Source organism: Nodosilinea sp. LEGE 06152 (assembly GCF_015207525.1).
GTDB lineage: Bacteria > Cyanobacteriota > Cyanobacteriia > Phormidesmidales > Phormidesmidaceae > Nodosilinea.
In genome coordinates, this window is the sequence record NZ_JADEWR010000008.1 from 1 (window position 1) to 18,935 (window position 18,935).

At 57.9% G+C, this 18,935-nt stretch carries 19 protein-coding genes; 10 read left to right on the forward strand and 9 right to left on the reverse strand.

From position 1 onward, the window contains the following. Positions 1–470 precede the first annotated feature (470 nt). On the forward strand, positions 471–830 hold the full coding sequence (locus tag IQ265_RS12360; RefSeq protein WP_194053947.1) for a hypothetical protein: 360 nt from the start codon (positions 471–473) through the stop codon (positions 828–830). Positions 831–1,153: 323 nt separating this feature from the next. Next, positions 1,154–3,205: an AarF/ABC1/UbiB kinase family protein gene (locus IQ265_RS12365; RefSeq protein WP_228037849.1), complete on the forward strand. Its 2,052-nt coding sequence runs from the start codon at positions 1,154–1,156 to the stop codon at positions 3,203–3,205. Here the strand turns inward: IQ265_RS12365 and IQ265_RS12370 are convergent. From IQ265_RS12370 to IQ265_RS12385, 4 genes are all read right to left on the reverse strand, one after another. After that, entirely contained in the window at positions 3,195–3,770 is a 576-nt protein-coding gene (locus IQ265_RS12370) for an HVA1 family protein (protein ID WP_194053951.1), read from the reverse strand. The genes IQ265_RS12365 and IQ265_RS12370 overlap by 11 nt on opposite strands. 416 nt (positions 3,771–4,186) lie before the next feature. Continuing rightward, on the reverse strand, positions 4,187–5,392 hold the full coding sequence (locus IQ265_RS12375; RefSeq protein WP_194053953.1) for a zinc-dependent alcohol dehydrogenase: 1,206 nt from the start codon (positions 5,390–5,392) through the stop codon (positions 4,187–4,189). 88 nt (positions 5,393–5,480) lie between these two features. Then, positions 5,481–5,972 carry a hypothetical protein gene (locus IQ265_RS12380; protein WP_194053955.1) on the reverse strand — a complete coding sequence of 164 codons (492 nt, stop codon included), beginning with the start codon at positions 5,970–5,972 and terminating at the stop codon, positions 5,481–5,483. A 90-nt stretch (positions 5,973–6,062) separates the two neighbouring features. Continuing rightward, complete coding sequence (locus IQ265_RS12385; RefSeq protein WP_194053956.1) at positions 6,063–6,755, reverse strand: SRPBCC family protein; 693 nt, start codon at positions 6,753–6,755, stop codon at positions 6,063–6,065. Positions 6,756–7,300: 545 nt separating this feature from the next. On the opposite strand from IQ265_RS12385, the gene IQ265_RS12390 reads away from it, so the two are divergent. Together IQ265_RS12390 and IQ265_RS12395 are read left to right on the forward strand one after the other, a co-directional pair. Then, complete coding sequence (locus IQ265_RS12390; RefSeq protein ID WP_194053957.1) at positions 7,301–7,561, forward strand: hypothetical protein; 261 nt, start codon at positions 7,301–7,303, stop codon at positions 7,559–7,561. A gap of 568 nt (positions 7,562–8,129) precedes the next feature. Then, entirely contained in the window at positions 8,130–9,041 is a 912-nt protein-coding gene (locus tag IQ265_RS12395; RefSeq protein WP_194053958.1) for a YihY/virulence factor BrkB family protein, read from the forward strand. Positions 9,042–9,347: 306 nt separating this feature from the next. Here IQ265_RS12395 and IQ265_RS12400 read toward each other — a convergent pair whose 3' ends face one another. Continuing rightward, entirely contained in the window at positions 9,348–9,992 is a 645-nt protein-coding gene (locus IQ265_RS12400) for a fasciclin domain-containing protein (protein ID WP_194053959.1), read from the reverse strand. 287 nt (positions 9,993–10,279) lie between these two features. On the opposite strand from IQ265_RS12400, the gene IQ265_RS12405 reads away from it, so the two are divergent. From IQ265_RS12405 to IQ265_RS12420, 4 genes are all read left to right on the forward strand, one after another. Continuing rightward, positions 10,280–10,678, forward strand: coding sequence for a DoxX family membrane protein (locus tag IQ265_RS12405; protein WP_194053965.1), 399 nt, complete (start codon positions 10,280–10,282; stop codon positions 10,676–10,678). Positions 10,679–10,680: 2 nt separating this feature from the next. Next, positions 10,681–11,109, forward strand: a complete 429-nt coding sequence (locus tag IQ265_RS12410) for an MgtC/SapB family protein (protein WP_194053967.1) — start codon at positions 10,681–10,683, stop codon at positions 11,107–11,109. Positions 11,110–11,500: 391 nt separating this feature from the next. Continuing rightward, the gene (locus IQ265_RS12415) at positions 11,501–11,947 is read left to right on the forward strand and encodes a DUF6335 family protein (RefSeq protein ID WP_194053969.1); all 447 of its coding nucleotides are present in this window, start codon (positions 11,501–11,503) and stop codon (positions 11,945–11,947) included. A 5-nt stretch (positions 11,948–11,952) separates the two neighbouring features. After that, entirely contained in the window at positions 11,953–12,888 is a 936-nt protein-coding gene (locus tag IQ265_RS12420; RefSeq protein ID WP_194053971.1) for a CHAD domain-containing protein, read from the forward strand. A gap of 147 nt (positions 12,889–13,035) precedes the next feature. Here the strand turns inward: IQ265_RS12420 and IQ265_RS12425 are convergent, their stop codons facing one another. Next, positions 13,036–14,118 (reverse strand): DUF3616 domain-containing protein, encoded by a 1,083-nt coding sequence (locus tag IQ265_RS12425; protein ID WP_194053973.1) that lies wholly within the window; start codon positions 14,116–14,118, stop codon positions 13,036–13,038. Positions 14,119–14,310: 192 nt separating this feature from the next. Here IQ265_RS12425 and IQ265_RS12430 point away from each other — a divergent pair, with 192 nt between their 5' ends. Together IQ265_RS12430 and IQ265_RS12435 are read left to right on the forward strand one after the other, a co-directional pair. Next, positions 14,311–14,526 (forward strand): cation-transporting P-type ATPase, encoded by a 216-nt coding sequence (locus tag IQ265_RS12430; RefSeq protein ID WP_194053975.1) that lies wholly within the window; start codon positions 14,311–14,313, stop codon positions 14,524–14,526. Between the two features lie 133 nt (positions 14,527–14,659). Next, positions 14,660–15,289: a DedA family protein gene (locus tag IQ265_RS12435; protein ID WP_194053977.1), complete on the forward strand. Its 630-nt coding sequence runs from the start codon at positions 14,660–14,662 to the stop codon at positions 15,287–15,289. 36 nt (positions 15,290–15,325) lie between these two features. Here the strand turns inward: IQ265_RS12435 and IQ265_RS12440 are convergent, their stop codons facing one another. From IQ265_RS12440 to IQ265_RS12450, 3 genes are all read right to left on the reverse strand, one after another. Further along, the gene (locus IQ265_RS12440) at positions 15,326–16,408 is read right to left on the reverse strand and encodes an anthranilate phosphoribosyltransferase family protein (protein WP_194053979.1); all 1,083 of its coding nucleotides are present in this window, start codon (positions 16,406–16,408) and stop codon (positions 15,326–15,328) included. A gap of 158 nt (positions 16,409–16,566) precedes the next feature. Further along, positions 16,567–17,496 (reverse strand): LysR family transcriptional regulator, encoded by a 930-nt coding sequence (locus tag IQ265_RS12445; protein WP_194053981.1) that lies wholly within the window; start codon positions 17,494–17,496, stop codon positions 16,567–16,569. Between the two features lie 171 nt (positions 17,497–17,667). Beyond that, complete coding sequence (locus tag IQ265_RS12450) at positions 17,668–18,783, reverse strand: HEAT repeat domain-containing protein (protein ID WP_194053983.1); 1,116 nt, start codon at positions 18,781–18,783, stop codon at positions 17,668–17,670. Positions 18,784–18,935: the final 152 nt, after the last annotated feature.

Genomic DNA, 18,935 nt, shown 5'->3' on the forward strand with positions numbered 1-18,935 from the left:
CATCCTCAATGCCATGGTGAGCCATGACACCCTCTGGCAGGCTCCAGCTTGCTCATTGCCGCCAGCTGCCACCCTCATGGCAGCTACTACATAGCAGGGTGAGCTTGACAATCAAGATAATCGCTACAGGTCTTGAGATTTGGGCAATCGCGCCCTGGTAACAAGCAATCGCACCCCGGTGATTAACAATCGCGCTCCGGCGATAGGCAATCGCGCTCCGGTGATAAGCAATCGCGCTCCGGCGATAAGCAATCGCACCTCGGTAACAAGTAAGTACGGGGGTGGTTATGCTTCACCATCATCTGCACTTCATTCAGCCGCGCCCGTTGATATTACTTCCGTAAAGCTGCGCCGGTTTTTCCGGGTCGGCGATCGCAGCGGGCACATTGCCCTGAGCGACAGGCGAGCCTCCCCAATCTGCCGCCAACCCGGATATTCCTAACTAACTGCCATTAAGGAGCACTGCGACCATGCCCAATACCGATACCAGCCGCCGTTTGCGGTCCACTTACCTCGGCCAGGATGTTGATTCACTACGCGGTGTGCGCACCATTGCCGACTACACCTCCGCCCGCCCCGAGACCACTATCGACGGGCTCCAGAGCAGCTACGCCGAGATGATGGCTGCCCAGGATGAAGAGACCGCGATTATGGTGCGTGCCAAAGCCGCCGCCGACAAGGCTCGCCTGGCCGAGTGGCAGTTTCACCAGAACGTGCTGGCGATGAAAGAATTGGTAAGAGGCGTCTACGGCTCCGACAGCAACGAGGCCCAGGCCGTTGGCTACAAGAAAAAGTCTGAGCGCAAGCGGCCCCGGCGATCGGCTGCATAGATAGTCATGTTGAACCGCATGCCCCTCAAGTCTTTCGAGATTTGGGGGGCATGCCGTGTGTTTTATGTAGGGGCATGGGCGCAGCCAAGTCAAAGGCTTTACGCCGTTTGCCCAGGCCAACCGACGGTAGCCAGAGTGAGTTCAGTAGTATCAGCGTAAGGGTAGGAACCCCCACGCTCTCTCAACCGACAGAGGCCGATCGGAGGAAGTAGGGGGGGCACCACTCAGGATTCGCAGACTAAGCCGTTACAATAGTTTACGGGGAGCGGTTTGGGCGATCGCCTCAGCTTTCCTAATTCTCAATCCTCTTCTCTGAGCGTGCTATGGCTTTAAATACCACCCAGGATTCGGCTCAGCACTTTGGTGGCTCGATCGATATTATCGATACCGAGGCTATTACGGTGACCGGAGAAGTGATGAGCGACCCGCCTGAGGTGCTGGCCCCCGCACCCGTGGCCGAGCCTGCAGTATTGCCCGCTGCGCCCCGCACTCTGGCCACCAAAGCCCAAGACCCGTTTGAATCGTTTGGCTACGACCCCCTGGCGATCGCCGCCCACTACCGCCGTCGCCCGTTTCAGGTTTGGGCGCGGTTTGTCGGCATTTTCTTGCCGCTAATTAGCTTCTTTGCCCAGCTCTGGCTCGATGCCCGCGCCGGTCGCAGTGCCCAAAACGAGGTCAAACGGGCGGTGCAGCTGCGCACCATGCTCACAAACCTTGGCCCTGCCTATATCAAAATTGGCCAGGCCCTCTCCACCCGACCCGACCTGGTGCCGCCGGTCTTTCTCGAAGAGCTGACCACGCTGCAAGACCAAATTCCGCCTTTTCCGAACGTTACTGCCTACCGCTTTATTGAAGAAGAGCTGGGCGCACCCCCCAGCCAGATCTACGCCGAAATTTCTGAAAGCCCAATCGCAGCGGCCTCCCTGGGTCAGGTTTACAAAGGCAAACTACACAGCGGCGAAGATGTGGCCATCAAGGTGCAGCGCCCCGGCCTGGCTCGGAACATCGCTCTAGATCTGCACATTCTGCGCGGGCTGGCCCGCTTTGCCACCAACCGCATCAGCCAGATTCGCAGCGACCTGGTGGCGATTTTAGACGAGTTTGGCGAGCGCATCTTTGAGGAGATGGACTACACCCACGAGGGCGAAAACGCCCAGCGCTTTGCCAAGCTCTACGGCCACATCCCCGACATCTACGTGCCCCACGTCTACCCCCAGTACACCGCCCGCCGGGTGCTGACCATGGAGTGGATCGAGGGTACCAAGCTAACCAACATTGACAAGCTCGATCGCCTCGGTATCGATGCCAGCCACCTGATCGAGGTGGGAGTGCAGTGTTCGCTGCGGCAGCTACTAGAGCATGGGTTCTTTCACGCCGACCCCCACCCCGGCAACCTGCTGGCGATGGCCGACGGTCAGCTGGCCTACCTCGACTTTGGCATGATGAGCGAGGTCAAGCCCTACCAGCGCTACGGCCTAATCGAGGCGGTGGTGCATATGGTCAACCGCGACTTTGAGGGGCTGGCCAACGACTACGTCAAGCTAGAGTTTCTCACCCCCGATACCGACCTGACGCCGATTATTCCGGCCCTGGCCAACGTGTTTAGCAATGCCCTGGGGGCCAGCGTCGCCGAGATGAACTTTAAGAGCATTACCGACGATTTTTCAGCGCTGATGTATGAGTACCCGTTTCGGGTGCCCGCTTACTACGCGCTGATCATCCGCTCGCTGGTGACGCTGGAGGGCATCGCCATCAACGTTGACCCCGAGTTTAAGGTGCTGAGCAAGGCCTACCCCTATGTGGCCAAGCGGCTGCTCACCGACCCCTCCCCCGAGCTGCGTGCCTCGCTGCAAGACCTGCTGTTTAAAGACGGCAGCTTTCGCTGGAACCGACTGGAGAACCTGCTGCGCAACGCCCGCAGCAGCGACGACTACGACATGGACCGGCTGATCGATCAAACCCTAGAGTTTTTGTTCTCGGAGCGGGGCTCGTTTTTGCGCGATCGCATTGTCGGCGAACTCGTCAACAGCCTTGACAGCCTGGGCCAAACCACGGTGCAAAACCTGACCACCGCCGTGCAGCGCCGCCTGGGCCTGAAGAAAGAACCGAAGGCGAAGGCCCCTGCTGGCTCCAGCGATCTCGACCACCTGCGCCGCATTCTAGAGATTCTCAAAGATACCCCCGGCTTTGATGCCGCCCAGGTGGCGACTCGGATTCCTACCCTGCTGTTTAAGCCTGAGACTCAGGCTATGGGGCAGCAGGTGGTGGCGGGGCTGGCCCAGCGCGGGCTGGCTCGGCTCATTCGCAACCTGCTGCTAGAAGGGGAGCCTAGCGCCACCCCACCGCAGCTGACTCCCTCGCGCGCTAGTCTTTGAGCGGGTCATGGCCCCAGTTCATCAGCGAGTAGCGCCACCGCGTGTCTGTAACATCACCATCAGGCCGCTGAGCCAGGTGACGATGAACATAGCTGACCACCTTTTGGATTCGTTGCATATCCTCCTCGGTGTAGTCAGCTTTGTTCTTGTTTAAGATCTCAACAATATGCTTGCCCGACTCGCGGCCTTTGATATGACCTGAGTCATCCTTTTGCCCCACCGACTTACTTTCGTCGGTCTCTAGCCAGTTTGCGATCGCATGGGCCGTCATGTTGACTGCCGCTTCAAATTCTCGAATTTTGTTGCTGTGCTCAGAGGCTAAATTTGACTTCTGAGCCGCTGGCTTAGCCTTACCCGCTAATGCGCTCAGGGCTTCGGGCTTGTGCGCAGTCACTTTGTCGGTGTGGTCGTTCTTAACCAGATAGCGGGGGTCATCACTCGACGCCGCTACGGGATGGCCATCAACTTCAGTCGGTGCCGTTACCCGCCGTTGAATAGTGCCGGTCGTGGTTCCCTGACCTGAGCGCCAGGTAACCTTGTCTCCTTGCTTGAACGTTGGTGCCATGTAAGCTGTTGCCTTTAGTACGCTCCTTTAACGGTAAAAATTCTCTCTGGGCAAGATCATCGCTCGGTGTACAGATTCTCGTTAAACAGGGGGCAGCTAATCTAGTTGTCTGTTGCGCCTCAGCAGGCTAAACACTTCGCCCTGCTCTGGTCGCCTTGTTCTGGGGTAATTAAATTTCAACCGGTAGGATTGTTGCTTACTGGCTCCAGGTGGCCAAGCCAGCATCGGTTACACACACAGCGAGTAATCATCGCCCTCACCCCTCTGGTGAGCCAGTCATGACACGGCGCAATCGCTCGCGCCCCGGCTGGGGGCTAAAGCTGGTGGGGCGAAAGGGTTTTGAACTGCCAACAGCAAAGGTGCGCCACCTGAACGATGACGCACCCGGTCGGGTTTGCTGAAGGAGAGAGGTTGCCCTAGGTCGCGACGGCGGCGGGCAGGCTGCTTGCCGTTTCAAACGGTTTTAGCACTACCTTGATACAGTCTTCTTCCTTGTCGCGGAAGATCTTGTAGGCGCGGGGAGCCTCTTCTAAAGGTAGCTTGTGGGTAATTAAGAACGAGGGGTCAATATCGCCCTGCTGAATGCGCTCAAGCAGGGGTCGGAGGTATTTGTGTACGTGGGTCTGGCCCGATCGCATGGTCAGCGCCTTATTCACAAAAGCCCCCATCGGCATTTTGTCGATAAAGCCGCCGTAGACGCCGGGCACCGAGATCTTGCCTCCCTTGCGGCAGGCCACGATTGCCTGGCGCAGCACCATAGCTCGCCCCGTCTCCATGCGAACGGCCTGCATGACCGTGTCATAGAGCGCCATCGCGCCTGTGCCGTGGGCCTCCATACCGACGGCATCAATGCAGCAGTCGGGCCCTAGCCCGCCGGTCATTTCCTTAAGGGCAATGCCAGCATCCATCTCTTCGTAGTTGATAATTTCGGCTCCGGCGGCGGCGGCTAGGGCCAATCGCTCAGGCAGGCGATCGATGGCGATCACCCGTTCGGCCCCCAGCATCATGGCGCTGCGGATAGCAAACTGGCCGACGGGGCCACAGCCCCACACCGCCACCACCTCACCGGGCTGAATGTCGCAGTTTTCGGCGGCCATATAGCCAGTAGGGAAGATATCAGTGAGAAACAGCACCTGCTCATCGGTGAGGCCATCGGGCACCTTGAGCGGACCCACATTGGCAAACGGCACCCGCACGTACTCGGCCTGACCGCCCGCATAGCCGCCCAGCAGGTGGGAGTAGCCAAACAGCCCAGCGGGCGAATGGCCGTACAGCTTTTCGGACATCCAGGCATTGGGGTTGGTGTTGTCGCACAGCGACCACAGATCGCGGTTGCAGAAAAAGCAGTTGCCGCAGGAGATCGTAAAGGGCACCACGACGCGATCGCCCTTCTTCAGGTTGGTCACCTCAGGGCCAGTTTCGACCACCTCTCCCATAAACTCGTGCCCCAAAATATCCCCCGACTTCATCGTGGGAATGTAGCCATCGTAAAGGTGCAGGTCAGACCCGCAAATGGCGGTAGAGGTCACCTTAAGAATGGCGTCGTGGGGGTTGAGAATCTTGGGGTCGGGTACGGTATCAACCCGTACGTCTTGGGAACCGTGCCAGCAAACAGCTTTCATCAATTTCTCCTGGATGGGGGGGCCGAATGGCCAGGACAAGGGGCTAACGTCGGGATGGTAGGAAGGAGCGGGGGCTAAGGATTACGACCTACCGCGCGCTGTCGTAGCGCTTCAGGGTCGGGTTGGGGTTGGGGTTAGGCTGGGTGTTGGGGTTAGCGGCATTTTGGCCCGGGTTTGCATCGCCATTGCCGGGTAGAACGTCCTGCACCGCATCCTTAACGCTTCCCAAAATTCCTCTGGCCTGGTCTTCGGGGGCCTGGCTGCGCTCTGCGGCGATCGCGGGGTCAACGCCACCGTTGAAGTTTTCGTTGCTCAAAGGGTTGCGCGACTGACGAACGGCCTCGGCTTCGTAGCGTCTTCCGTCGAGGTTGTCGCCGGCCTGGGCGGGCTGGGCGAAGGTACCGGCGGCACCCAGCCAGAGCACCATCGCCAGCGTGGTCACGGCTACGGCTTGGGTGGCCACACGCGCCAGGGGACGCAGACCCAGAACGCCAAAGCCAGAGCTAAGCCGCTGGCAGAAGCTAGAGAACTGGCTGCGAATCGAAACGGACAAAAAGCGAGAACGAAAGAATGTAAACATAGTTTTACTCAGAAACGTCAAAGTTTGAATTGACAGTGGGCCTTAGCCGATCGCGGCCCTAGGACCAGCGGCGGCTGAGGCCCTGGGCGGTTAAGCCCCCTTGGGCTGCCCCTCGGTAGTGGCAATCTCTCCAGCTTCCATCAGCTGCTTAAAGCGACTTAGCTCGTCGCCGATCTGCTGCTCGGGTTCTTCGCCAAAGAGCTTGGCAATCATGGTTCCGAGCATGCCACCCGGCGGCTGATACTCCATCACCACCTTGACCTCGGTGCCGCGATCGCCAGCGCTGGGCTGAAACCGCACAAAGCCGGAGTTTTCTACTGGGGCATCGTCAGTAGAGGTCCAGGCGATCAGGCGGTTGGGCTCGTCGTTGACAATCACGGCATCCCACTCAATGTCTTGGCCCATGGGGGCGTTGGCCACCCAGTGGGAGCGGCGATCGTCAATTACCTGTACCGATTTCAGGTGGCGCATAAAGGTGGGCAACTGGCTGAGGTTGCGCCAGAAGCTATAGAGGTCGGCGGCGGAACGGTTGATGGTAACGGTCTTCTCAACTCGAATGGCGTGATCTAAACCCACGGCGTCTTCTACCTGTTTGACAGTGCTTTTGCCCTGGGTGCCCTGGTACACCAAGCCTCCACCAGCGACGGCGGTCAAAATGCCCTTCAGCGATCGCTGCTGCAGGCCCGTTAGCACCATTGCCCCACCGCCAATAATTGAAGCCCAGCGCTCTAGGTCGCCCGCCTGCTTATCAATAGGGGTCTGGGTGCTCATAGAGTTTTCCATATCAATGCCTCCTAACAGCTGGGCTGCGATACATAGGTCAAGTCAGCATGCCAACTGGGGTTAAACCGTTTGCAGCCCGACCAATGACTCGACCAGTGGCCAGCCGCAGCTCAAACTCACCCGTTAAACATGGCTTCAGCCTAAGAGGCAAACCAGCAATCTCCTTCGGTCTTAAGGCAGAAACCAGCCAAAAATTAGCGCGCCATCAGGGATAGATAACCTGGCTGGGGCGATCGCGGCAGCCATAGCCCAAAGCAGGCTAATAAACTCGCTTTTTGCCCCAACCGCCTGGCGCAGCCCGACTATGGGATCACAAAAGTATTCTGCGGCTAAACCCTTCCGCAGCCTCCCGTCAAGCCTCCAGCAGTGCTCCAGGACTGGCGGTATCCATTCTGCTGTTAGGGTTGCGGCCCCGCCCAAAATTGCGATCGATGCCGATGAAAAAATTGGTTCATTTTGGGGCATGATTAGATGACATCTATCGCTGGATATAGACTAATCTATGCCTTTAGGTAGATGCGAAGTCGCCTAGTAGAGTTGCCATCATGAACGACAGCTGGCTTTCGGATTACGTTATTTACTCTGAGCGAGAAGGCCAGGGCTTTGCACGACGAGCCTGCCGCCCGATAGAGTCGCACATTAAAAAGATGCTGGGGCTGCCGGTCAGCGAACTCTCTATTCAGGCCGAAATCAAGTACCTCAACCTGGTGGCGGGCGGCGCAACCTGCGAGTGTCCAGCCTGCAAGTTAAGAGCTCCCGGCAGCGCGGGTATTTTTTGGGCTGTAACCCGAAAAAGCGCCGCCTAGGAGAGCTAGTTAGACACATTTTATACCGTACGGTTGATGAAACCGTACGGTATTTTCGATCTTTGTAGCCGTGCAATAGACTTGATAACACGCTACCGCTCGGCAGGGGTCGTGTCAGTGAGTTGCACTGGTCATACTGCACTACGGTGTAGAGCCGATGGAATTGCCTAACATAGCCCTACCCCGCTTCGTGCCGTTATTTGGCATTGGCAGGGCATTTTAGCCAAGTTTGCGTCTTGCGATAGAGATTTCTGTTGGGGCTAAAACTGTATATTTGCCTCAATATGAGTCTTACGTGTGGCAATCTCGCAACTTCGCGTGAATTGCAGAAATCTGTAGGGCAGGTGTCCTGGTTTAGGGGCAGGTTTTCGTAATCTCGTTTCAGGCTGTTTTGCGTGCATGAGTAAATGCATTGCCAGAACGGCAAAATTTCAATGTGAAATCGAACGCGATGCAAAGATGGTTTGCATCACTGCGTTCGGATACTTAGATATTCGTGTTTAAATCACGAAGTGTCTAAACACGGTTGGAGCCGAAGCGTAATCAGCAGAGTGACAAGAGTTTTACAATGAGCCCCAAACAAGTCTGGCGACTACTGAAGCAAGCATTTCAGGAGTGGAACCGGGATAAGGCCTCACAACTGGCTGCCGCACTGGCCTACTACACGCTTTTTTCGCTGGCTCCGCTGCTGATTTTGGCGATCGCAGTCGCGGGCCTATTTTTTGACAGTGCAGCCGTACGTGACCAGCTGATGGGTCAGGTCGAGTCGTTAATCGGTGGCGCTGGGGCCGACTTTGTTCGCACCGTGCTCGACAACGCCAATCGTCCTGGTCAAAATTCTGGTGTGATTGCCTCAATTATTAGTATTGTGTTGCTGCTGGTGGGTGCTACCGGCGTGCTAACCCAGCTGCAGCTAGCGCTCAACACCATTTGGAACCTCGAAACCCGTGCTGATATCGGCATTGTGAACCTGGTGCGCAAGCGAGTCTTGTCTCTGGGAATGGTTATGGTAATCGGGTTTTTGCTGCTGGTGTCGCTGGTTGTCAGCTCCGTCATCTCTGGGTTTTCGACCTACCTTCACGCCCTGGTACCAGGGCTAGATGCCCTGGTGCAGCTAATCAATTTTTTGGTGGCTTTTGGATTAACCACGCTGCTATTTGCCGCCCTGTTTAAGTATTTGCCCGATGCGGTCATTTCCTGGCGAGATGTGTGGTTTGGCGCGATCGCTACCGCCATTCTGTTTTCCATAGGCAAATATTTAATCGGTCTTTATCTGGGCAATAGCGGGTTTGGTTCGTCCTACGGGGCGGCAGGGTCAGTCATTATTCTGCTAATTTGGGTGTTTTATTCGGCTCAAATTTTGTTTTATGGAGCCGAACTTACACAAGTCTACAGCCAACGCTTTGGCTCCCCCATCAAGCCGAATAAGTACGCTGTTTTGAGTGAGCCCTCCCCCCAAAGGCAATCTGACTCAGTTTGAATTTGCCAAAATTGTTCCTCACCCTGATCCGCTCTCGAGGAGAGAAAGGACAAACGTGAGGAACAATTCTTCCTAGGAAAAGGAATAGAGCCTGGTCTTCCGCAGGACGCGCTCGACCATCCCCGGAACGGTAGCGATGGCCGTCGCGCTTGGGACATCGGCCTCTTTTAGTGGCAAAAACTGGGACAGTGCTACGGCGTATAGCCATCGCTTCAGGGAACACAAGTCATGTCCTGACCGTTCTAGCGATGGCTATACGCCGGGTTAGAGGCGCATTGTTCTGACTACGTCAGCTAAACCCCAGGTTTAGTAGATGCTGTCTACGCCCAGGCGGGAGGCCAGCTGCTGTTGCAGGGTTTCGGGCAATAGCACTCGGTTGACGGCGTGGATAACGCCGTTGTTGGCCTGAATATCGGGGGTGACAACGCTGGCGTTATTGACGACAATGCCAGAGTCTAGAACGGCAACCGCAACTCCGCCACCCAGGGTGCTAACGCCACCTGTGCTGAGTTGGTCAGAGGTGACAGAGCCTTCCACCACGTGGTAAGACAGCACCTGAGCCAGCAGGTCCTGGTTTTCGGGCTGGAGCAGGTACTCTAGAGCGCCGTCGGGCAGTTGAGCAAACGCTTCATCGGTGGGGGCAAACACCGTGTAAGGGCCTTCGCCAGACAGGGTTTCGCTTAACCCTGCGGCCTGTGCTGCCTGCACCAGGGTGTTAAAAGAATCGCTGCTGCTAGCCACATCGACGATGGACAAGTTCGCGGTGGTGCCGGTAGTGCCGGTAGTGCCGGTGGTGCCAGTAGTATCCGGCTGCTGCTGGGTCGTTGTCTCCGGCGTGCCGCCAGTATTGTAGCTGTCTGCCTGGGCCTGGGCGGTACCGCTCAGCAGCAGGCCAAAGCCGGTTACGACAGCGGCGATCGCAGTGTTGCGGCAGATGTTTGAGAAACGCATAGGATATTTCCTCGCTAATTTTTCTTCGTTCGGCATGTAAAGTTTAATGAAGAATCTTGGCCCCTCTCATCTGTCGATAGGGGTGGATGACTACAGGTGCTTTCGCGCACGAGAAAGCACCCTTTGGTAAAACAAGCCGTAGCAGGACTTGATCGCGCTAGGGCAGCAGCATCTGCCGCTGGCAGGAAGACAGCACCTACTCAACGGTAGAGGATATGAAACACGCATTTAGTGGCGCTTTGCACCCCTAGTACGCAAATGCGATCGCAGTTTTACCCTCACCGCCAATGACTTTTCTTGAAAACAACAAAGCTACGCTGCGGGTTATTTTGGCCGTCTGCATGGTCGTTGCCGGGATTTCCCATTTTGTAGTGCCACAACCCTACATTCGCATTGTGCCGGGGTTTTTACCGTCTCCAGCATTCCTGGTTTACGCCAGCGGCGTGATTGAAGTCTTGCTGGCTTTAGGGTTGCTGGTGCCATCTACGCGCCAGCTCTCGGCCTGGGGCCTGGTAATCTTATTCATTGCGGTTTATCCAGCCAACCTCAATATGGCGTTTAACCACATTCAGATTTCTGGCATTCCAGATACCTGGTGGTTTCAGGCCATTCGCCTGCCCTTTCAGTTTGTGCTGATTGCCTGGGCCTACTGGTATACCCGTTCTGAAACCCCCCAGCTATCGTAACTATGGATCCTTTGTCTCCCATTCCCTGGTTATCTGCTGCCGGACGTTTGGGTATCGCTATTCTGTTTGCGGCCATCATCGGCCTCGATCGCGAATTCAGCAACAAAGCGGCTGGCCTCAGAACCAATATGCTGGTAGCGCTGGGGGCCGCCCTGTTTGTTTTAGTCACGGTTCAAAGCGGGCTGGCTCAAGCCGACAACAGCGCTATGGGGCGCATTCTGCAGGGCATTATTACTGGGGTTGGGTTTGTCGGGGCTGGCTCAATTTTTCGCGAAGATCGGGTGCGGGGCCTGACCTCGGCCACCGCCGTCTGGATTTCTGCTGGGGTGGGGGTGGCGGCTGGGCTAGGCCAGTGGCAGCTGGGTTTGCTAAGTACCCTATTTGCTTTAATAATTCTGCGCCTGATGAAATTTGCCGAAAAACGGATCTAAACCAAATCGACGTTTAAGAGTGGAGTTATCGGTAAAAAAACTTCGTGTTTAGACTTGGGCTAAAGCATTAAAAGTACTGCTTAACGTATTCGGCTCCGGCGCTGCGTAAAGCTGGAATGGTGGGCTCTGTAATGCCCTGATTGCAGGGTAATTTGAGCTTTCGAAAAAATCTATCGGTGGGGTGATAGGTTCAACCTCGGCCACTGTTATGGTGGCAATTAACCAGCTTTATAAATACCAGCCTGCCTCAAATTGATATAGCGGTGAGCAGATAGCTACTTACAGGCAGCGTTGGTTCAGCACCGTGGCGTTATCGCTATATTCACAATTCCGAAAGCTCACGCTGTGAATGTGCCGTACAGCCCTACTCTATTGAGACTCAAATAACTTCATGAACTCCAAACCAGCGAGCGAGAAAGAAAGAGATTCTACCCAAGTTTCTTCGTCCCAGGCGATCGATAAAACGCCTCCTGCCGCCGATGAACCTATAACTGACTTGTCGCCTGCTCAAGCAGCGGAGGAAGCAGCCCGTATGGGTCTAGAAGACAACAGCGCCATGATTGGGGCTGAAGTGGCAACAAACAATCGTATGGCATCGGGTAGTCCCACCACCGCAGATGACCCCGACGCCATGATTGAGCAGGCTAAGGTGGTGGGCGAAGAGGCTATCGGTGGTACTACCCCCACCCCCGATCAAAGCAATGTCGACGACATTGCAGCGGCGGTGGGCATTGATACCCAGGCCGAGCAGCCCGTCGCGGTCAAAGATGAAATGGATCGTCGCGATGACCAGCGGTTTGAGCTTGATCCTGACTCGAAGGATCCTGCATCCTACTAAAGCTTATGGCTTATCGATTTTTTGCCGACAGCACCGTTGAGGCTAACATCCGTCGCATTCTCAGTGAACAGCTGGAAAAGGCCGTTCAACAGCTTAGCGAAGACTTTCAGCAAACCCCAGGGGAAGCGGTTCACAACGCCCGCAAGCACCTGAAAAAGTGTCGGTCGGTGCTGCGGCTGGTGCAGACATCGATTGCCCAAGATACCTACAATCGAGAGAAAGAGCTGCTGCGCGACCTGGGGCGATCGCTCTCGCTAGCCCGCGATAGTGAGGTCTATCAGCAAACCCTCAACGACCTGCTCGACACCTACGGTGTTGACCTAGGCACTAAGGACTTCTTCAAGCTGCAGGAGAGTCTGGGCGACCTTCATCAGATCAGGCTTAAGGCCCTGACCGATGGCGATACTCCGATCGCCGCCGTTATCTCAGATCTCAAAGACAGCCGCGAGCGACTCAACCAGCTTGCCCTCAAGACAACGGGTTGGAAAGCCCTCGCTAAAAACCTAACAAAACTCTATGGCCAGGGGCAAACGCGCTACCACGCCGCCTACAAAGACGGCGGCGACGAAGCTTTTCACGACTGGCGCAAGCGAGTCAAAGACCTGTGGCACACTACCTGTCTGCTAAAGCCGGTGTGGCCCAACGTGATGAACGCATTTGAGTCAGAAATTCATCAGCTTGCCCAAGCCCTGGGAGACGGGCACGATATTGCGGCACTGCGATCCTTTTTGCTTGACCCACCAGCCGAAGTCGCGATCGAAGAGGTTCACATGCAGGTGCTTCTGCCCCTCATGAAGCATCGTCAGCACAGGCTATATCAGCAGGCCAACGAACTCGGGCACAAACTTTACTGCGAAGACCCCGCCGCCTTCACCCACCGCATGGCCAGCTACTGGCAGCCCTGGTTTTCATCTGCATCATCTAGCCCAGCCGAGTCCTAAGCTCAAGGAACTCCGCTACAAGCCCTGACCACTGGAAACCCAACTCGCGTTCCCCTTCTGTGGAACGGGACCGATTTGCGGTAGGGCGAATAAAGCAAATGGTGAGGCTTTAGCCACCGTTCTGGGGAGGAGCGAGGCCCAGCCGCATCAGCCCTTCTGAGGCAGGCGAAAGATATCGGCAAACACCGACTTTGGATCGGGGCGGCGGGTATCGTCGGGGGAATCGTAGACCACCATGAGGCTGTCATCGAAGCCCATACAGGGCATCAGCGTCAGGCCCTCGGCGTGGTCAGAGCCAATGGTAAACGGCAGATCAAACAGCACCTTGAGCCGACCCGAATCCTGGTTCCACAGCGTGTCGTCGGTATGATTGAGTACGTCTTCGAGCCGAAACATTTGCATTGCGCCTTCTAGCTCCATGGTGGGGCCAGCCAGCACCAGCAGATCGCCATCGTGCAGGCACAGCTCGCGAACGCCCTGGCCGTTGAGGTCAAGAAAGTGTTTGCGGTACAGGCACCCCTCACCCAGGTCTTTGAGGACAAGCTCGCCGGGTTCGCCGTCCTCTACTTCAATCTCAAGAATGATGGCCCAGCCCCGCAGCACCGGACCGCGCAGCCCTAAAAAGATTTGGTTTCCGTTGACTGCAATGCCTTCAATATCAAAGCCGTTGTCTTTAGAGGGCAGCTGCATCTTTAAAAATAGGCCCAGGTGCTCGTCTTCAGCGAGAGCTTCGAGCAGCAGGTTGTGGTCGTTGACCTGCTTGAGGCTAGCCGCCGTCAGAATGTCGTTTTTATCGTTAGAACGGGCATAGGTGGGTACTATTTCACCATTTAGAATGGGCAGTCGGGCCAGCAGCGATCGATTTGGATCGCTTTCAATTTCGGAGAGGCGTTCAATATCTTTATGCTGTTTTTTGCCCTTCGCCTGACTGCGTTTTAGGCTGTGAGAACCCACTACCCAGAGATAGCCGTCGCAGTAGTCAAGCCCCTCAATATCAATTTCAGATTCGTGATCAAACAGCTTGATAAAATCTTTTAGATGAAACGTTTTGTGGTTGCCGTAGGCACCGTTTCCCATGGGCGTTAGCCGCTCTATAGTGACAAATTCGTCAGAGCCAATCCATAAACTGCCGTCGGGGGTGCGCGTCACGGCCGACAGTTCGGCTAACAGATCGTCCGAATCGGTCTGAAAGCTGAGCAGAACGCGGCTGAGCAGAAAACCATTGGGCATAGTATGCGGCTAGGTACTGTTAGTGCTGCTTAAATCACCTATCTAACAATGTAGCGGCTGCAGTAGAGGCCGACATCGCCCAAAGGGAAGGATTTGCGTGATTAAGGTCAAATTTTCTATAGTTCGGTAGAGGCTGACACGGCTCAAGTTACCTACGTTTAGATCACCTGCTCGACCCTTAAGGAGCCCTGCATGAACAGCCCTGTTTCGCCTGCTGGGGTGGTTCAACCTCAACCGCAGGAGTTGCTCGGGGCCTTTGGCGTGGATGCTGCCCAGGGGCAGAACAGTCGGCAGGTCGAACGTCAGCGAGAAAAGTACGGCTGGAACCGACTCGAAGAGGCGAAACAACATGGAGCGGGGGCAATCTTTATAGAGACATGTGGCGTATGGTCGCTAGCCAGACTGTGATGGAGGCGGACTGGGCACCACTAGGTTGTCGGGGCGCACCTGGGGCTGGTGTTTGGAGCTAGCTTGATTCCGCTTGTTGTGGACAGCTAGGTAAGTATTGTTTGAGCACAACGCAAAGCGGTAAAGCAGTCCCATGTTTGACTGGATCACGACCTGGATTGAGTCCCTCGGCTACCTCGGTATCTTTGGCCTGATGGTGCTGGAGCATTTGTTTCCACCCATTCCGTCGGAGCTGGTAATGCCCCTGGCCGGGTTTGTCAGCCGCGACAGCACGGCGCTAAACCTGGGTGGGGTAATTTTAGCTGGCTCCCTAGGTTCGCTGCTGGGGGCGTCGGCCTGGTACGTGGTGGGGCGGTTGATTACCCAGGAGCAGCTGATGGACTGGGTGCGGCGCTACGGGCGCTGGCTGACGCTCAAGCCTCGTGATATCGACAAAGCGTTTGACTTCTTTCAGCGCAGCGGCGGTAGCTGGGTGGTCGGGGTCGGTCGCCTGGTACCGGGGGTGCGCACCTACGTATCGGTGCCAGCCGGGCTTAGCCATATGCCGCTGCTGCCTTACCTGGGCTACTCAGCCCTGGGCACCGTGCTGTGGACAGGAATGCTGGCCGTTGCGGGCTATGTTCTGGGCGACCAGTTTGAGCGGGTGCAGACGGTGCTTGGCCCGATTAGCAAAATTGTGCTGATTACGCTGGCGATCGCCGCCGTTGTTTGGGTGATCAAGCGCCGCCAGCGCCGTGAGCATAGCCAGCACCGGAAGCGCTAGCCTGGGCCAGATGGCTACCAGAGGCTAACTAGAAACCTAGCTGTGGCTGTAGGTAAGGGTTTGGCGCAGCTCGGTGACCTGCTGGCGCAGCATTTCTAGCTGCGCCAGGGCCTTGCCGGTGGTCAGCAACTCTTCGGCCTGGGCCAGACCCGCCGCCAGAGAAGCCGCCGCGCCCCCCTGCCACAGGTAAAACCCGGCGTTCCACAGGGCGGTTTTGTACAGCTCGGTGGGGTGGCCTGCCAGCACCGATCGCAGCCGATCGCCCAGGGAGGCCTCACTGCCCAGCTCCACATCGTCGCCCTCAAAACCGTAGTCGCGGGGGTGCAGCAGCAGTCGCTCAAAGCGGCCCTGGTGGCTAACGCCGACGATCGCCGTGCGCGCCCGAGCCAGGTCGCAGCTGCCCTCCAGCCCCTTGACGCTAATCCAATCCGTTTGCCCACGCAGGCCAAAGGTGCCCTTGGCAAAGTCTTCGGTGGGCGGGTGCACAAACCCCATCACCTGGGTGTGGGGGCCAGCATAGGGCGACCACATCAGCTCCACGGTGGCGAAGGGGGGGCGTTTGCCAATTTGGTCGCGGTAGGGCACCAGGCCGTGGGCGGCGGGAAAGTGCTGGGGCAGATAGACAAAGCCCAGGCCAGTGCGGTTGAGCAGGGTGTGGGCCTGCTCCAGGCTGTGGGTGCTGAGGTCAACTCCCAGCTGTTGCCACAGCTCAACTAAGGGAATACCGGCTTTGGTGGGCATGCGATCGCCGCCGTGGAGCACCACCGGCACCCCCGCCGCCATCAGCACCAGGGCGGTAACGGGGGTGACCGGAGCGGTGCGCGATCGCCCGTCGTAGGGGCAGCTCAGCACCAGAGCGCGGCGGCTGTAGGCGCTGTCGGGGGCGATCGCGGGTAGGGTTGGTCCCAGGGCCTCGTAGGCATCGAGGGTACCGGCCAGTTCTTCGGCGGTGGGGCGCTTGATCCGGTGGGCAATCATAAACGCGCCGATTTGGGCCGGGGTGGCGGTTTGGGTCAGCATCATGCGGGTGGCGGCGGCGGCTTCGGCGCGAGTGAGCGCTCTGGAGGTGTGGCTACCGCTGCCCACGTGCTTGAGCAATTCCCGAAACTCGTTACTCATAGTTGGTCTGTCCCTCATCTGTCCCTCAAGGGGGGCAGGGTTTGCAGATCATAACCCGTTAGGGCGGGGGGGCGGTCGGATCGTCGCTTAGATTGGCGGCCAGGGTGGTTATTAGACTGACTATCCAGTTGGTGGGACTGGCTGGCCCTGGTTTGGCGCTAGTTATAGGATACGGCGGCGGCCCGACGCTGCCGACTGGGACTGGCCAAACTCTGTACCAGGGCGTGAAAGCGCTGAATGGGCGGAATTCCAAGGCGATCGCGGGTGGTGACTAGCACCACCGAACGGGTCAGCACCGGAGGTTCGGTAGGGCGTACCGCCAGGGTGGGGTCGTCGCGGCAGTCGGCCAGGGCCGACTGGGGCAGCAGGGCGACAAAGTTGCCCTGGCGAATTACCCCCCGAAAGGCATCGAGGGTGTTGAGTTCGAGAGCGGCATTAAAGGTTTCGCCCCGGTCTTGAAACTGCTGCTGCACCAGCCGCTGCATACCGTAGCCGTCTTTAAACAAAATCTGGGGAAACCGCGACAGCATTTCCCAGGCGATCGCGGGCTGACGGGCCAGATCGTGGTCGGCCCCCAGCAGCACTTCAATCGGTTCTTCAAATAGGGGCGTGACCACCATCTCGGGCTGGGTGGTGAGGCGCGGGTTATCCATTACAATCGCCAGGTCCACCAGGCCATCGCGCAGCACCTTGAGGGAGCGATCGCTGCCTAGGGCGGTCACCCGCAGCTGTACCTGGGGGTACTCGCTGCAAAACTGCTGGAGCACGGGCGGCAGCACCGTGGCGCACACCGACTGAATCGCCGCCACGCACAGCTCCGGCTGTTTGCCCGCCATTAAGTCGGCAATATCTTTAGATACCTGAGCCCAGTCCTGCTGAATGCGGCGGGCCTTAGGCAGCAGTCGCTCGCCAGCCACCGTCAGCTTGGCCTGGGCCCCGCGATGAAACAGCGGCGCGTCGAGTTCGGCCTCCAGGGCCTGCACCTGGCGGCTGACGGTAGACTGCGTCACCTGACACTGCTGGGCCGCCGCCTGAAAACTGCCGGTCTCAGCTACCGATAAAAATGCCTGGAGCTGTTCAATACGCATGCTCGAATCGTACCCACGCCACTGCTAGCCAAAGCTCTGGCGACGAATTACCGCCGAGCTGCCCTTCCTTGATTAGCAGATAGTACCCTCGCACTTGGTATCAAAAGTAGCCGTAACCCAATTCAGGCTCCAACTCAGACCCCAATTCAATCTAGGGAAGTTCTCAAGCTGCTAATGCTGCAGCTGGCGCAGGGCCGCCTCAGCGTGGAGCTGTACCCCCTGGTCGGGGTCGTCGAGCAGCGATCGCAGCAGCGGTTCGGCTTCGGTGTGGCCCATCTGGCCCAGGGCCAGCACCAGGTGGCGGCGCAGCAGGCTGTGCTCGATCGCCGCAGGCGTTGCCCCCAGCCACCCCTGCAGAGCCTGGGCCGCCGAGGTCTGAAGTTCTAGGCTGACAGTCGGCAGCCCCTGCACCAGGGCCAAACGAGCCGCCGGAGCCAGAGCCTCCCAGGCGGCAATTAGCCCCGTCAGGGCCAGGGGCGTGTTGTGCCAGATCAGAGCCTGCACAGCGGCCGTTTGCAGGGAAACTGGGTTGCAGGCGGGCAGCAGTCGCAGCAGCGCCGTGGCGGCGGCCGACCCCGACAGTCGGCCCAGGGCATAGACAGACTGCTGGGCAATGGTCTCGTCGGGATCGTTGACCAAAGGTGCCAGAGCTGCAACCAGCTGGTCGGCGCTGAGGTGACCCCGCAGGCTCAGCAGGCCGCGAATGGCGGCGGCCCGCACTGCCGGGGCCGAGTCTTGCAGCCCCTGCTGCACCACGGGCCACGTGGCCGGGTCGGCAAAGGGGCAAAGAGCGTCGAGGGCGGTTGCCCGTACGGGCGATCGCGCATCGTTTGTAGCCTCGATTAGCAGGGGCAGGGTGGCCGGGTGAGGAATGCGGGCCAGGGCCTGCACCGCCACCGGACGCAGGGCGGGTTGGGCCAGCTGCTCGCCTAAGGCCGCGATCGCGGGTGGGCCGATCTGGGTCAGGGCCGCCGCCACTGCCTGGCGCAGGTCGTCGTCGGGGGTGGCGGCAAAGGTGGCGATCAGGGCCGGAACCACCTGGGGATGGTTAAGCTCTCCCAGGGCGCGGGCCGCAAACCAGCGGGCCTCCCAGTCGCCGTCCTCATCTTCGAGGATGGTCAGCAGGTCAGCCAGGGCCGCCTCGCCCAGGTGAGCCACCTGTCGCGCCTGGTCCCAGCGATCGTGAAAGTCCCCCGTGCACAGCCCCGCTACCGCAGTTTGGGCCATTGCCCCTGAGTCGTTCAAAGCCGCCGAGTTGGGCGAGAAAAAGTCATTAAATGCAGACACGGCCAATGCTCCTGACAACGCCCTGGGCCAATCTCCTCCACCATAGGCGCTGTACCTAATTTTCCCAACGGTAAGCTATGCGATTCGCGCAGCCAGCTCTTGCGGAGGCTGCATGGTATTGGCAAAAACGTATGAGTCTATACAAACACCTC

Coding starts and splice junctions, on each gene's coding strand:
- IQ265_RS12405 (WP_194053965.1), top strand. CDS start 10,280: ATGACTTTTCTTGAAAACAACAAAGCTACGCTGCGGGTTATTTTGGCC.
- IQ265_RS12395 (WP_194053958.1), top strand. CDS start 8,130: ATGAGCCCCAAACAAGTCTGGCGACTACTGAAGCAAGCATTTCAGGAG.
- IQ265_RS12415 (WP_194053969.1), top strand. CDS start 11,501: ATGAACTCCAAACCAGCGAGCGAGAAAGAAAGAGATTCTACCCAAGTT.
- IQ265_RS12420 (WP_194053971.1), top strand. CDS start 11,953: ATGGCTTATCGATTTTTTGCCGACAGCACCGTTGAGGCTAACATCCGT.
- IQ265_RS12390 (WP_194053957.1), top strand. CDS start 7,301: ATGAACGACAGCTGGCTTTCGGATTACGTTATTTACTCTGAGCGAGAA.
- IQ265_RS12435 (WP_194053977.1), top strand. CDS start 14,660: ATGTTTGACTGGATCACGACCTGGATTGAGTCCCTCGGCTACCTCGGT.
- IQ265_RS12370 (WP_194053951.1), bottom strand. CDS start 3,770: ATGGCACCAACGTTCAAGCAAGGAGACAAGGTTACCTGGCGCTCAGGT.
- IQ265_RS12400 (WP_194053959.1), bottom strand. CDS start 9,992: ATGCGTTTCTCAAACATCTGCCGCAACACTGCGATCGCCGCTGTCGTA.
- IQ265_RS12445 (WP_194053981.1), bottom strand. CDS start 17,496: ATGCGTATTGAACAGCTCCAGGCATTTTTATCGGTAGCTGAGACCGGC.
- IQ265_RS12360 (WP_194053947.1), top strand. CDS start 471: ATGCCCAATACCGATACCAGCCGCCGTTTGCGGTCCACTTACCTCGGC.
- IQ265_RS12430 (WP_194053975.1), top strand. CDS start 14,311: ATGAACAGCCCTGTTTCGCCTGCTGGGGTGGTTCAACCTCAACCGCAG.
- IQ265_RS12375 (WP_194053953.1), bottom strand. CDS start 5,392: ATGAAAGCTGTTTGCTGGCACGGTTCCCAAGACGTACGGGTTGATACC.
- IQ265_RS12410 (WP_194053967.1), top strand. CDS start 10,681: ATGGATCCTTTGTCTCCCATTCCCTGGTTATCTGCTGCCGGACGTTTG.
- IQ265_RS12385 (WP_194053956.1), bottom strand. CDS start 6,755: ATGGAAAACTCTATGAGCACCCAGACCCCTATTGATAAGCAGGCGGGC.
- IQ265_RS12425 (WP_194053973.1), bottom strand. CDS start 14,118: ATGCCCAATGGTTTTCTGCTCAGCCGCGTTCTGCTCAGCTTTCAGACC.
- IQ265_RS12440 (WP_194053979.1), bottom strand. CDS start 16,408: ATGAGTAACGAGTTTCGGGAATTGCTCAAGCACGTGGGCAGCGGTAGC.
- IQ265_RS12365 (WP_228037849.1), top strand. CDS start 1,154: ATGGCTTTAAATACCACCCAGGATTCGGCTCAGCACTTTGGTGGCTCG.
- IQ265_RS12380 (WP_194053955.1), bottom strand. CDS start 5,972: ATGTTTACATTCTTTCGTTCTCGCTTTTTGTCCGTTTCGATTCGCAGC.